The organism is Streptomyces sp. MB09-02B (genome assembly GCF_033794485.1).
GTDB lineage: Bacteria > Actinomycetota > Actinomycetes > Streptomycetales > Streptomycetaceae > Streptomyces.
On record NZ_JARGEE010000017.1, the window covers coordinates 1 to 14,462 of the forward strand.

The 14,462-nt window shown below is 68.3% G+C and carries 9 protein-coding genes; 4 read left to right on the top strand and 5 right to left on the bottom strand.

The window, feature by feature from the left end; genetic code table 11:
- Positions 1-10: 10 nt before the first annotated feature.
- The 5 genes from P1P70_RS04630 to P1P70_RS04650 form a co-directional block, all read right to left on the bottom strand.
- Positions 11-754, bottom strand: a complete 744-nt coding sequence (locus P1P70_RS04630; protein ID WP_319234806.1) for a cupin domain-containing protein — start codon at positions 752-754, stop codon at positions 11-13.
- Entirely contained in the window at positions 751-1,674 is a 924-nt protein-coding gene (locus P1P70_RS04635; RefSeq protein WP_319234808.1) for a PmoA family protein, read from the bottom strand. Before P1P70_RS04635 ends, P1P70_RS04630 begins: the two co-directional genes overlap by 4 nt.
- Entirely contained in the window at positions 1,667-2,794 is a 1,128-nt protein-coding gene (locus tag P1P70_RS04640) for a Gfo/Idh/MocA family oxidoreductase (protein WP_319234810.1), read from the bottom strand. Before P1P70_RS04640 ends, P1P70_RS04635 begins: the two co-directional genes overlap by 8 nt.
- A 270-nt stretch (positions 2,795-3,064) precedes the next feature.
- Entirely contained in the window at positions 3,065-4,789 is a 1,725-nt protein-coding gene (locus P1P70_RS04645) for a substrate-binding domain-containing protein (RefSeq protein WP_319234812.1), read from the bottom strand.
- Positions 4,790-4,879: 90 nt separating this feature from the next.
- The gene (locus P1P70_RS04650; protein WP_319234813.1) at positions 4,880-6,880 is read right to left on the bottom strand and encodes a DUF4978 domain-containing protein; all 2,001 of its coding nucleotides are present in this window, start codon (positions 6,878-6,880) and stop codon (positions 4,880-4,882) included.
- 464 nt (positions 6,881-7,344) lie between these two features.
- On the opposite strand from P1P70_RS04650, the gene P1P70_RS04655 reads away from it, so the two are divergent.
- The 4 genes from P1P70_RS04655 to P1P70_RS04670 all read left to right on the top strand — a co-directional run bounded on the left by P1P70_RS04655 (position 7,345) and on the right by P1P70_RS04670 (position 14,444).
- On the top strand, positions 7,345-9,144 hold the full coding sequence (locus P1P70_RS04655) for an RICIN domain-containing protein (RefSeq protein ID WP_319234815.1): 1,800 nt from the start codon (positions 7,345-7,347) through the stop codon (positions 9,142-9,144).
- A 273-nt stretch (positions 9,145-9,417) separates the two neighbouring features.
- Positions 9,418-10,446, top strand: coding sequence for a LacI family DNA-binding transcriptional regulator (locus P1P70_RS04660; RefSeq protein ID WP_319234817.1), 1,029 nt, complete (start codon positions 9,418-9,420; stop codon positions 10,444-10,446).
- Between the two features lie 550 nt (positions 10,447-10,996).
- The gene (locus P1P70_RS04665) at positions 10,997-12,313 is read left to right on the top strand and encodes an ABC transporter substrate-binding protein (protein ID WP_319234819.1); all 1,317 of its coding nucleotides are present in this window, start codon (positions 10,997-10,999) and stop codon (positions 12,311-12,313) included.
- A 70-nt stretch (positions 12,314-12,383) separates the two neighbouring features.
- The gene (locus P1P70_RS04670) at positions 12,384-14,444 is read left to right on the top strand and encodes a beta-galactosidase (RefSeq protein WP_319234821.1); all 2,061 of its coding nucleotides are present in this window, start codon (positions 12,384-12,386) and stop codon (positions 14,442-14,444) included.
- Positions 14,445-14,462 lie beyond the last annotated feature (18 nt).

Here is a 14,462-nt window from a genome sequence, read left to right on the forward strand (position 1 = left end):
GGCGGGGGCGTCACTGAGGGTCGGCGGAGGTGCCGGCCCGGCGGACCGGGTCGTAGGCGCGCAGGAAACCGCACATGCCCAGGGTCTGCCGAGGCGGTTGGGCGATACGCGAAAGGGCCGCCTCGAACAGGTGGTTGAAGTCGCCCTTCCGTAGCGCGCTGATCTGCCGTAGTGCCTCCTGTGCGACGGCCAGCGCACCGTCGTTGACCGTCTTCTCCCAGACGTCCAGGCGTGGCTGGACAAGTCGCACGGCTGCCGCGCAGAACTCCTCGTACGCCGAGCGATTGCCGCGCCGCCACTGCCGCGTCAGTTCCCCGAACCCCTCGATGGCCAGATCCCTGCGGGCCTGCGCGCGCTCGGGGCCGGGGCTGCCTTCGGCGTCGAGGAGCGAGGCCGCGTCCGGGTAGGTCTCGGGGGAGAGGTACTCGGACGGGAAGGTCATGACCGCGTCGCCTGCTTCGGGGAGGCCGCTGTTCTGCATGACGACGATCACGCGCAGATCTTCGTCGTTGATGGCGCGGTGGATCGTGCCCGGGGTGAACCAGACCGTGTCTCCGGGGTGCAGCTCGGTCGTCGTGTGCCCATTGTGGTTGAGGGTTTCCAGTCGGCCGCGGCCACTGACGACGACGTAGCACTCCGAGCAGACGAGGTGCATGTGGGGCGAGCCGCCGTGTTCGTCGTCCGCCGTGGGCCAGGGGTACACCTCGAGCTGGCTCAGTCCCACGGCTCCGGGGAAGTCGGGGAGGCCGGTCACAGCGTGAACCTCTGGGCGATCGGCTCGAGTTCACGGCGGTCCACCATGCGGTCGATGAACACGAAGCGGTGGCTCAGGGACAGGGTCTCACCGGGTTCCAGCTTGATCTCCGTGTCGAAGGCGGGCGACGGGTTGAGGCAGGCGAAGGCACTGCTGCGGGCGAACCACTTCAGCGGGACGGCGGCCGTGGTGGTGCCGGCATAGGCGAGGACCGTGGCACCGCCGTCGATCTCGTCGTGTTCGCCGGTGATGGCCGCCCAGGCGCCCTGGGTGCCCATGACGGCGTCGCCGTCATGGCCCCCGTCGGCGATGACGTCCGCGCCGGTCCAGGCCCGGGGCCCGCGCCAGAACAGTCCGGTGTATCCGGCGTTGGTGCGGCCGTGGGTGGTGGGGCTGCCCATCTCCAGGGGCTCGTGGTGGACGTTGGTCAGGTCGGTGGTGAAGTCCAGCGCCCAGACGCCGTCGCCGGTATCGGCGCTGTGGAAGCGAAGGGTGCGGGTCTCGTCGATCCACACCTCGTCGCTGGAGGCGACCCAGTCCAGGACCTCGGAGATCGACACCTCGCTGCCGCTGTCCTCCTGCCGGTCGAAGCCGCGGTGCACCTGCCGTCCGTGGTTCTCGCGCCAGACGTAGCCGTGGCCCGGCGCCCCCTGCTCGAAGGTGGGCCCACCCCAGAAGTTGTCGCCGGACAGATGCGACCAGGTCATCTGCAGGCCCTTGTGCCAGCGGTGGTCCCAGGGCCGGTAGACACCCACGGGCGCACCGGAGAGGGTCTTCAACGGGTAGAGATACGGTTTGGGGGACTCTTCGAGGGGGGTAGCCGGCCGGTAGACGTACGTGGCGAGGTCTGTGCCCGCGGCCGACACCACGAACTCGGTCCCGGCCTCGTCGTGTTCGATCCGGAAGTGAGTGTCAGACACCGGTCTTCTCCTTGTCGGTGTTGTCCTGGGCGGCGCGGAGGCGGCCGCTCATGGAGTGGTAGAAGGGGTTGTCCGGGGTGATCATGTCCGGGGTGACGGGGCGTTCGGTCGCCGCCGACTGGTACAGGGCGGCGATGAAGGCCAGGACGCGGCGGCCGTCGTCACCACTGGCTTCGGGGCGTTGCCCGGCGCGCAGGGAGCGCAACAGCAGGCGCAATTGCGCGGCGTGCGAACTGGCCTCGTCGTCGAGCGGTGCCCCGAGCTCGGCGGCCGTGGCCTCGGCCCGGTGAGGTGCGGGGGTCCACGTCCAGTGAGTGTTGTCGTAACCGTAGAGGTGGGACAGTTCGACCGTGGCTTCGGGGAAGTCGAAGCGCAGGTAGCTGGTCTCTCGGGGGGAGAGGAGGCTGTTGACCATGGACACCATGGCGCCACTGGCGAAGCGGACCATTGCCATGGAGACGTCCTCGGTCTCCACGTCGCGGGCCAGCGTGCCCATGGCGGCGCGGACTTCGGTCCAGTCCCCCATCAGGGACAGCATGAGGTCCATCTGGTGGATGCCGTGGCCCATGGTGGGACCGCCGCCCTCGGTCTCCCACTTGCCGCGCCACGGGACGTCGAAGTAGGCGTCGTCCCGGTACCACAGCGTGTGGCAGACGCCGATCAGCGGAGCGCCGAGGCTGCCGCTGCGGATGTGCTCCCGCAGGGCTCGGGCGGCGGACCCGAACCGGTGCTGGAAGACGTAGGAGACGTACGGGCCGCCCTCGCGCTCGTGGGCGGCGACGGCGTCGTACTCGGCGACCGAGAGGGTGGGGGGTTTCTCGCACCACACCGACGCGCCGGCGTCCAGACAGGCGGTGATGGCCTCGCCGTGGGCGATCGGGGGTGTGCAGACGACGACCAGGTCCGGGTGCTGCTCCTGGAGCATCCGGTCGAGGCTGTCGTAGGCGGCGGGAATGCCCCAGCGGGCGGCGAAGGCCTCGGCGCGCCGGAGGTCGACGTCGACGACGGCGATGACGGTCGCCTCGCCGTTCTGGGCCTGGACGGCGGGCATGTGGCAGCCGTCGGCGATGTTGCCGGCACCGACGATCGCCACCCTCGCGGGCTGGCTGTACTCAGTCATGGGGCTCTTTCGGGGAAGCTCGGGCGGTGCCTGGGCGCGGCACCGGGGGTTCGTCAACCGCTGACGAAGAAGGTCGGTTCGACCTGCTCAGCCCAGGGCGTGCACGCGTGACCGTGCGGTCGAGGGGAACGGCTCTGTCGGACGGACTGGGCTCTCGCCGACACGAACAGGGTGGCAGCCCGAACGTAGTGAACGATCACCTTCGTGGTCAAGGGTTGCGTAGTGATCGTTCACATTTTGCGTGACGCCCTACCGGAACGCTGACCGGGCTCAGCGGTGGACCGGGCCGCTCGACCCGCGCGGCACGAGGTGGAAGAGATCCGTCACCTCGGACTTCGGCTCGGGCTCACCGCGCAGGAGAGCGAGCAGCGACAGCATCGCCTGCCGGCCGACCTCTTCCTTGTTGATGTGCACCGTCGAGATGCTCGGCGAGAAGTACCGGGTGAACTCCTCGTCGTCCCAGCCGAACACGCTCATCTCCTCGGGCACCCGCATTCCGCGGTCCTGGAAGCCGCGGAGTACCCCCAGGGCGACGTAGTCGTTGGCGGCCAGCACGGCCGTCACGCCGGAGTCGGCGGGCAGGTCCCGCGCGGCCTCGTAGCCGGAGCGCACGGACCAGTCCCCGTCGAAGACGCCGTAGGACGTAAGACCCAGTCGCTCGATCGCCTCCACGTAGACCGCCCGCCGGTTGCGTGCCGAGGCCCAGTCCTGCGAGCCGGCGACGTGGAGGAACCGGCGGTGTCCCTGGTCCGCGAGGTGACGCAGGATCTCCTCGGCGGGCCGCCCGTCGGCAAGCCGTCCCCGGGACTGGAGCTTGTCGTCGTACTCGCCCAGCACCACCACGGGCCAGTGCCCGGCGCCCCTGCCGCCGGCGAGGTCCCCGAGGTCTCCCAACGGCACCAGTGACAGCACCCCGTCCGCCTGCCGGGTCTCCAGCAGGGACAGCACGCTGCGGGCGCGCCGAGACTCGCCGCCCTCCAGCCCGACGACGTCGGTCATGTACCCGGCCTCGTGCGCCGCCGCCGAGGCGCCCCTGAGCAGAGGGATCGGAACGAAGCCGCTCAACTCGGGCAGCACGACGGTGATCCGGTGGGACCGCTGCGTGCGCATCGACCTGGCCATGAGGTTGGGCCGGTAGTCCAGCTCGGCGACGGCACGCTCGATCCTCTCTCGCGTCGCCGGCTTCATGCCGCTGTCGTTCTTCAGGAACCGGGACACGGTCTGGTGCGACACGCCGGCCCGCTTGGCGACCTCCCAGATGGTCGGCCGTTTCCGCTCCGGGCCGGAGGCCGCCCCCGGACCGGCGCCCTTCGCGGCGGGCCGACCGGCCCTACCGGCCCGCAGAGGACGACCCGCCTGCTCGCACAGAAATTCCAGCAGCTCCGCGCCGGACGCGTCCGCGGGCAGCCCGTAGGCACCGGCGAAGGCCGCGACCCGTGGCGCGAGGTCGTCGACGCGCACCAGGCCACGGGCGGCGGCCTCGGCGACGAACGTGCCCGTACGGGCCGCGGCGGCACGGTCTTCCAGCAGGTCGACGACGGTACGCGGCACGGTGGTGACGGGCAGCCCGTCGACGGTGGTGATGTCCTGGGCGTCCGTGGCCGCGCGGTGCAGCACGACGGTCTCGTCACGCGTGGTACGGCGTGACGAGACCGTCAGTTCCACAGGGTCGGTGGGCCGGCCGCCCAGGCCGTGCACCGCACACGCGGAGGTGTGGGAGACGACACCCGCCCCGGGGCCGTCGGTACGGCGGTCCCGCGCCGGGGTCCCGGGATCCAGCCGCAGCCACGCCACCTTGATCCTGAGGTGCTCCGGCTGGGGAGAGGCGGCCAGGCGGTACACCCCGTGGCCGACGCTCTCCAGTGCCCCGGACCGCTCCAGCCGCAGGAGCTGGACGCCCTGCACACCGTCCAGCTTCGCCTGCGCGGTGGTCACCAGACCCCACTGGTCGGCGGCCCTGGCATCCAGAGCCCGCAACACCTCGGCCTGCGTCATGCAGCAATCATTACACGGGCCTCCTGCGCCGTCCCTTCCCCCGCGTGGACCGCCGTTCCGGCCTCGCGGGGGAAGGAACGGCGGGGGCGGCTACTTCGGCTGGAACTCCCAGACCGTGTTCGCGTCCTGCGTTCCGGTGTTCCACTTCGCCTCACCCGCGGAGTTCCCGTACAGGTAGGCCCTTCCCGTGTGGGTGTTCCTGACACGGAGCCCGCCTGCCGCGACCCCTTCCAGGGTCCAGAGCGAGGCGTCCGCGACAGTGCCGGTGTTCCATATGACGTTGTTGTCGGTGGCGGCGGCTTCCAGATAGAAGCGTCCCGTCCGCACGTTCCTGATGGTCCAGGACCCGGAGGAGTCCTTGGCGACGATCCAGTCCTGGTCGTCGTAGGTGGTCGCGGACGCGAGGATGACCGCACCGTCCGCATCGGTGTCGAGGTACTTGCCCGAGGACGTGTTCCTCAGCTTGTACCGCGCGCCGCTGACGAGGTAGGCGACCCGCACACATTCGCCGGCCGCCAGGGCGATGACGGTGTCCCCGGACACCGTGCTGTACGCCTTGGTGCCGGACTTCACCCAGGTGTCGTTCGCGTCGTACTGGCCGATTTCGACGGACCGTACGACACCGATGCTTCCCGGCAGTGTGAACGTGGCCTCGGTGGTGGTGGTGAAGGCGAACTCGGCCGCACCGCGCCTGACGCCGAATGCCTGCGCACCGCTCGATGTCGTAAACGCGATGTTGACGCCGCCCACGGTCTTGGTGGTGGTGGTGCTGGCGGTCGCGCTCCGGTTGAACGTCTGCAGGTCGGTTCCGCCGCGTTCCACCGGACGCTTGCTGGCGAGGTCCCGGTGGATCTTGTTCAGCACGTGGTTGAGCCGGGCGACCTTGTCCGAGACGGCCTTGCGGGTGACGACCTTGGTGGTGGGGTTGAAGTCGTACAGGCCGTGACTGCTGCTGCCCGTGCTGGAGTCCGGGTCCAGGGCGGCGTACAGATTGTGGGCGGTGTTCCCGGCGATGGCGTTGAACTTCTCGACGTCCGCCGCCGCGGATCCGCCGAAGTTCTCCATGATCATGGGGAAGTTCTTCCCCTGGGCCCAGACGGCGTCCCTCCCGTAGTTGTAGAGCGTGTCGAGGCCCGTGGTGTACGGGTCCTTCCCGAAGAAGTCGATGGTCGCCGTCCCCTGGGCCCTGAGGGCCTCGTTCTCGGCGACCGGCACCGTGTCCGCGCTGCCGGCGAGGTTGGTCCGGGTGTACACCGAGTAGTCCGACTGCTTGATCACCTGTCCCAGCTGGGTCAGGTAGTTGAGCAGCACGTCCTTGCGGAACTTCGTCGTGTCGGTGTATCCGCCGCTGTTCCACAGGTCGGTGCTGTAGGTGCTGAAACTCCGGGCGATGGACTGGCCGCCCTGCTGCTTCGACACGTTCGGTTCGTTCAGCACCTGGATGCCGACCACGGTGTGAGCGGTGTCGGCGGACGCGAGGTGGGTCATGAGCCGGCCGAGTACGAACTTCTCCCTGGCGAGCAGGTTCGGATCGGTCTTGTCAAGGAGAGGGTTGCCGTTCAGGGTCAGCTTGGTGCCGTCGGACCTCACCACGGCCTGGTAGTCGTTCATCACGTAGGCCGGCATCCGGGCCGCCAGGGACGAACCGGTCGATTCGTGGCCGAACCACAGGAGTTCCAGCTTGAGGCCGAACTCCCCGCACCAGGCCAGGTACCGGTCGATGTCGGTGAAGTCGAAAACGTCCTTCGAGGTCTCCACCTTCGACCACCAGATCGGGATGTTCACCACGGTGAACCCGTCGTCGCGGATCATCCCGAGCACCGGCTTCAGCTGGGCGTCCGTCCAGCCGAACGTGTACTTGTGCTTCTCGTACCGGAACTGGACGCCACTGTGGAAGAAGGGCTTCCCGTCGACCATCAGAGTGATCTTGTCGTACGTGGACTTCGAGGTGTCGACGTGGGACACCACGCCGCCGGCCGCGGCAGCCCGGGGGAGACCGCCGACGAGGTTCAGCGCCATGCCCCCGAGGACTGCCGCCCCGCTCGTGGCGAGGAATCTGCGGCGCGACCAAGGGCCGGTGTTCGACTTCATTGCACTACCTCCGTGTGGTGAACTTCTGCCGGATAGTGAACGATCACGATTGAGGGTTCGACGGTGCCCGTCAGGAACCTTCGAGGCAGGGGGGTCGGGCGCAGCGTGATCGAGCCGACAGGCGATGGCGAGGCCCTGGCGATCAGATAGTGGCCGAAACCAACGATGGCGCACATAAGACTGGCTGAAACGCTTGTGTGTCAACGGTGTGAACGGGGAGAGTTGCTTCGCAGCCCAGAGCCGGTCGCCTCAGGTCGTGCCGGTGGGACCCCCACGTAGTGAACGATCACCCGCAGACATCTTGACCGCTCAGGTGAACGATCACTAAATTGCCCCTGCTGTTATCGGACACTTCATCGCCCCGGTACTTCGTGGCTTTTCTGTGCGCCCTCGGGCCGAGCCATGGCCGGGTACCTTCCTCCCCGCCGGGCACCGGTCGGTATCACCAGATCAAGGGAGATCACGTGTATACGGTCATGCGCAGAACGGGCCGTCGGCCCCGAAGATGGGCCGGCTCCCTGGCCGCCGGCATCCTCCTCCTCGCGACTTTCCTCACGGCTCCGGCCGCCTCCGCCGCCGAAACCCCCGGCACGACGTTCATCAACGAGACGTTCGACGCCCAGACGACCCCCGCGAACTTCGGTTTCCCGGTCGGGGCCGCCATCGGCAACGGCGTACTGGAGGTCACGAAGGGTATGGGCAACTACACGACGTCCGTGCGTCCGTTCGCGTCCTCGATCACCCAGGAGAAGACGCTCGACCTGCGGTTCGACTGGAAGACGGCCATCTCCAGCACCGGGATGAAGACCGGTCTGGAACTGCGCGACGACGCCGGGCACCTCGTCTTCGGGCTGGCCGCGACCGCAGCGGAAGTCCGCTACGCCGTGACCGGACCCGACTCGGACTCCACCTCCGCTCCGGACTCACTCAATCCCACCTGGACCAAGATCAGCTTCGACCGGACCAAGTGGTACACGGTCGATCTACACATGGACTTCACCCTCCAGAAGGTCCAGTACACGATCACCAGCAAGGAGGCCGCGCCGATCGTGCTGGCCTCCGGCACGAAAGCCATCACGGGGACCAACCTGGCGAAGTTCGTCGCCTGCAACTACTACGGCACCGGTGTGCAGTCCATCGACAACTTCCGCCTGACCCGCCCCGCGAACCCCGCTTACGGATCCCTCACCGGCTCGTCCGTCTACGCCTTCGGTGACAGCATCGTCTGGGGGCACAAGTACTCCCGCAGCTTCATGAACTTCCTCGCCGAACGTGAAGGCATGACGCTGACGAAGTACGCGGTGAACGGTGCGACCGTGGGTCCCACCAGCAACCAGATCCTCACCCAGGTGAAGAACGCCAACGCGCAGGCGCCCGACTTCGTCGTCTTCGACGGCGGCACGAACGACGCCGGCGAGATCTTCACCAACCACACCTACGCGGTCGGCACCGTCAGCGCCTCCCAGGACCCCGCCACGTTCGACACCGGCACGTACGCCGGAACGCTCGAAACCACCATCCGCACGATGCGGCAGAAGTGGCCGTCCGCCCAGCTCGTGTACGTGGCCGCCCACAAAATGGGCTCACGGGACTGGGACACCCAACTCGCCCTGCGCCAGGTGTACCTGCAAGCCGCACAGAAGTGGGGCATCGCGGTGGCCGACGTCTTCGCGGACGCGACCCTCGACACGCGTGTTGACGCCCAGCGGGTGGCGTACACGTTCGACAACCTCGTCAACACCTTCCCAGGCAGTGGCGGCACCGGGACGCACCCGAACATCGCGGGCATCACCGACTTCTACGTGCCCGTCCTCACATCGACACTGTCCCAGCTGGCCGACACGACGACGCTCAAGGCGCGGCACTCCGGCAAGTGCGCCGAGGCGGTCGGCTCCTCGACCACGGCCGGCGCCGCGATCGAACAGGCCGGCTGCTCGGGCGGCGGCGACCAGCGGTGGCAGCTGCACGAAGTCGGCGGGGGCTACTACCAGATCCTCTCCCGGCACTCGGGACTGTGCCTGGACGTGACCGGCTCCTCGACGGCGAACTCGGCCGCGATCGTCCAGCAGACCTGCGACGGCCGCACCAGCCAGCAGTGGCGGCTGAGCGACACCGGCACCGGCTACGTCGAGATCATCGCCCGTCACTCCGGCAAGTGCCTCGACGTGGACCGGGCTCTCTCGACGGACGGCGCCCGGCTGCTGCAGTACACGTGCTGGAACGACGAGTCGCACACGAACCAGCACTGGACCGTGCAGGTCTGACATGAGGAACGCGAGCCGCCGGGTGACGGCGGATCCGGCGGCCGGCCGCATGGCCCGGACAGGGACCATGCGGCCGGCCAGGCCGGACGATCAGCGGGGCAGCCGAGCTCGACCGGCCCATGCGCTCGGGTCCGGCGAGACGGCAAGAGGAAGGGACCCGGCCTGCCATGGAGAACTCGGCAGTACAGTACCGACGGGCGTACGGGGCGTGGGGATGCGGCGGGGGGCGGCACGGTGGACGCGGACACGGGACCGGAGAGAGCGGAGCGGGACGTGAAACGGCCGAAGCCGCCGTTCGGAAAGCGTCCCACCATCCTCGACGTCGCGGCGCGCGCGGGGGTGTCGCATCAGACCGTCTCGCGCTTCCTGCGGGGCAACGGTGGTATGAAGCCGCAGACGGTGGCCCGCATAGAGCAGGCCGTGGCCGAGTTGGACTACCGGCCCAACCTGGTGGCGCGGTCGATGCGCACCCGCAAGTCGAACCGCGTCACCGTGGTCCTGCCGGCCATGACGACCTTCGTGCCCTCGCAGATCCTGCGGGGAGCGTCCGCCGAGGCACAGGCGGCCGGTTACCTGCTGGACATCGTCGGCCTGGAAGGCGACGAACGGGTCAGGGGCGACCGCGTCCGCTCCCTGCTCGACTCCGGTCAGGCCGAAGGAGTGCTGACCTTCACCCCCATCGGCGACCTGGAAAAGCTGGGGCTGGACCATACTCCGACCGTCGTCATAGGGGAGTACGACGACCAGATGCGGTCCCACGGGATCACGGCTGACGGCGAGCCGGCCGCCATGATCATCGATCACCTCGTCTCCCTGGGGCATCGGCGGTTCGTCCACGTCGCCGGCAGCACGGACTGGATGTCGGCGCGCAAGCGACGCGAGGTCTATCTGCGGACGGTCGCCGAGCGGGGCCTGGAGAACTACGCCGTCATCGACGGTGACTGGTCCGTGCGGTCCGGATACGAGGCGGCCCAGGGCCTGTCGGCGGACTCCGGTGTCACCGCGGTCCTCGCCGCCAACGACGACGTCGCCATGGGCGTGATCCGTGGCTTCCAGGACCGCGGGTGGCGCGTCCCGGACGACGTGAGTGTCTTCGGCTGGGACAACCAGGAGTTCACCGCGTACTTCAACCCGTCCATCTCCACCGTGGATCTCGACCGCGAGGCCCTGGGCCGCCGGGCCATGCGTGCCCTGCTCGCCCGCATCCGCGAGGAGACCGAGCCGGAACTGCGTCTGGACCTCGACTGCCGCCTCGTGCTGCGCGAGTCGTCCGGACCGGCGAGGACGAACCACACCATATAGCCCGTCGGCCCCACCAACCGGCCGTCGTACAACGGGCGTCCGGGCGGACATACGCGCCCGAACCCCTGTCCGCACCGCGCGGAACACGCTGACCCGGCATGTTCCCGCGCGGCCCGTTCCGCTTCCGTACCGGTCCGGAACCGGTGAAGTCGCACTAAGTACCCAAGCGTTATGCAGAGACCTCTTGACCGAGATGTGGCCGGTTACTACGCTCGCCGCGTGAACGTTCACTATTGCTGACGCACACAGCCCTCAACTCGGCGCGACGCTCGCGGTCAACCTCGCGGATCAGCTCGGCACACCGACCCAAGGCTCCAGCGTACGTTCACAACAAACCCTGTCAGACCCGCTGCGGCCCACCCGGGATCCCGACGAGCCGGGCGAGCGGCAGGCAACCGGATCGCAAGTAACTTTCGCGGCCCGCAAAGCAGCCGAGTTGTGCAGTTGGCCGCCACGCGGCGAAACAGCCGGCGTCCTACGCCGACTTCCTGAGACGACGTTTCCCCCGTCTGGGCACACCGCCCAGTGATGGCAGCAGAGGAGCCCCACCATGAACCACTCGTCCCGTCCGAGCAGACGCTCTCGACTCCGGGCAGTCGGGCTGACCTGTTCGGTCTTCGCCCTCGTCCTTTCCGCTGGCTGCGCCGCGGACTCCTCCGGCAACGACGGCGGCAAGACCGTCATCCGGTTCAACTGGTGGGGGTCGGACGTCCGGCACGAGCAGACCAAGCAGATGATCGCGCTGTTCGAGAAGGAGCACCCGAACATCAGCGTCCAGGTCGAGTACTCCAACTGGGACGACTACTGGAAGAAGCTGTCGACCAGCGCCGCGGCCAGTGACATGCCCGACGTCCTGCAGATCACGGACCCGTTCATGTACTCGTACATCGACAACGGGCAGCTGATGGACCTGAAGAAGGTCAAGGACGTGCTGAACACCGACAAGCTGCCCCCGAACTCGATGTCGATGACGACCGTGAAGGGCGGCCTCTACGGCGTCCCGGCCGGCGACAGCGCGTTCGGCGTCGCTGTGGATCCGGCGGCGTTCAAGAAGGCCGGTGTGCCCATTCCGGACGACACCAAGTGGTCGTGGGACGACTACGTGAAGACCGCCACCGCCGTCGCCAAGTCGAAGTCGAAGCTGGTCGGCAGTGTCATGCCTCTCTACCCCAACATGGTGGGCCCGTGGCTGCGGCAGCACGGTGAGGACTACTGGACCGAGGACGGCAGCGAAATAGGCTTCACCGAGAAGACCATGACCGGCTACTGGGAGTGGGTCGTCAACCTGCGTGACAGCGGTGCCACGACAAGCCCCGAGGCAGCCGTCGAGGCCCTGGCCTCAGGAGCCGGTATCGAGCAGAACCTGGTCGCCCAGCACAAGGCGGCAATGACCGAGATGTCCGTCACCCAGCTCGGCGCGCTGGAGGCCGCCAGTGGGCGCGAGACCAAGCTGCTGCTCTTCCCCGGCGAGGACGGTGCCACCCAGGTCGGTGCCTACACCAAGCCCGGCGTCTTCTACGGGGCCTCGGCGCGGACGGAACACCCCAAGGAGGCCGCGCAGCTGCTCGACTTCCTGGTCAACTCCCCCGAGGCGGGCAAGATCGGGAAGTTCGACCGCGGTGTTCCCGTCAACCCCGACGTGCTCAAGGCGATCACGCCCGAGTTGTCCCCCGCGGAGAAGCGGATCGCCGACTACCTGGGCCGTGTCAACGCCCTGAAGCCGACCGCGGTGCACCTCCCCAACGCGGAGGCCGGCCCCGCAGTCCCGGAGATCTTCCAGCGCCTCAACGAGGACGTGCTGTTCGACCGCCTGTCGCCGAAGGCGGCGGCCAAGAAGTTCATCTCCGAGATCAAGTCCCAGCTCTGAGCTGCCACATGTAGTAGCGCCTCCGGAAGGAATCCCCGCTGTGTCCGATCCGCGCACGAACGATCCGCGCATGAACACCTTTCGCAGTCGACTGCCGGGAGTCGTCTACGGCGGGGACTACAACCCGGAGCAGTGGCCGAGGGAGGTGTGGCAGGAGGACGTCCGGCTCATGCGAGCCGCGGGCGTGCGGCTCGTGAGCCTGGGCGTCTTCTCCTGGGCCATGCTGGAGCCGGCCGACGGCGAGTTCGACTTCTCATGGCTCGACGAGATCATGGACCTGCTGTGGGCGAACGGCATCCATGTCAACCTCGCGACGCCGAACGCCGCGCCACCTCCGTGGCTCGCCACGGACTTCCCCGAGATCCTGTCGGTGGACCGGCAGGGAGTGCGGCACGGCATCGGCAGTCGAGGACACTTCTGCCCCTCCTCCCCGGTCTACCGGGACCGCAGCCGGCGCATCGCCACCAAGCTGGCCGAGCGGTACGGGAGCCATCCGGCACTGGCCATGTGGCACATCGGCAACGAGTACCACTCCGACTGCTACTGCGACCGTTGCGACGAGCGCTTCCGCGGCTGGTTGCAGGGGCGGTACGGCACCCTCGACGAGCTCAACCACCGGTGGGGCACGGCGTTCTGGAGCCAGTGCTACGGCGACTGGTCCCAGGTGCACCTGCCCCGGCCCGTGCGCGGCTCGGTCAATCCCTCCCGTGAGCTGGACTTCTCCCGGTTCACCTCCGAGCTCCTGCTGGAACTGCTCACACAGGAGCGCGACCTGCTCCACGGGGTCACGCCGGACGTGCCGGCGACCACCAACTTCTTCGGGTGCCGGCTGACCGACAGCCACCGGTGGGCGAAGGAACTCGACGTCGTCGCCTTCGACTGCTACCCCGACCCCGGCAAGCCGCACTCGATGTCCGTCGCCGCCTTCCAGTACGACCTGATGCGCACCCTGCGCGACGGGCAGCCCTGGATGCTGATGGAACAGGCGGCCGGCGCGGTCAGCCAGTGGAAGACCAACCAGGTCAAACAGCCGGGCCGGATGCGCCTGGGCTCCTACCAGGCCGTCGCGCACGGCTCCGACGCGGTGATGTTCTTCCAGTGGCGGGCCTCACGCCAGGGGCAGGAGAAGTTCCACTCCGCGATGCTCCCGCACGGCGGAGAGAAGACACGGACCTGGCAGGAGGTCAAGGCCCTCGGCAACGAACTGCGGGCCATCGACGAGATCGCCACAGCGCGCACCAGCGCCCAGGTCGCGATCGTCTGGGACTGGCAGAACTGGTGGGCCGTGGAAGGCTGCGCCCACCCGGACAACGCCTTCGACTACCGGGACACCGTCGCCCGGCACTACCGGGCCCTGTGGAACAGCCAGGTCGCCGTCGACGTCGTCACCCTCGACGACGACCTGTCGCCCTACCGCGTCCTGGTCATCCCCAACCAGTACCTGATGACACGTCAACACAGTGCGGCCGTGCACAGGTTCGTGGAGGACGGCGGCCATCTCGTCGTCTCGTACTTCTCCGGGATCGTCGACGAGGACGACCGGATCGTCGAAGGCGGATACCCCGGAGCCCTGCGCGACATCATCGGCGCGCACGTGCAGGAGTTCTCTCCGCTGCCCGCCGAGGCCACGGTGCCGGTCCAGGCGGCAGCCGAACAGGCCGCCCTGACCGGTTTCCTCGCGACCGCTTCCCTGTGGCAGGACGACCTCGAAACGGAGACCGCCCGACCGCTCGCCGTCTACCGAAAGGGGCATCTCACCGGCAAAGCCGCAGTGGTCGAGCACGAACTAGGCCAGGGCCGCGCCGTGTACGTCGGCACACGTCTGGACGACGACGCCCTCGAGGCCCTGGTGCGGCACGTCCTGGACCGTGCCGAGGTGCGACCGGTGCACGCCGCACCACGAGGCGTCGAGGTCACCGAGCGACGGACGGACACGAATGTGTACCTGTTCCTGCTGAACCACCGGCAGGACAAGGCGACCGTCACCCTCGACCGCTCCGGCACCGACCTGATCACCGGACGCCGCCTGGAGGCCGGGCAGACGCTCGTCCTCGACGCGGCGGACGTCGCCGTCGTGCGCTGTCCGCTGTCCGCATCGCAGCACGCCGAGCCGTCGTCGAGCGACTCCTAAACCCGCACCCGAACCAAG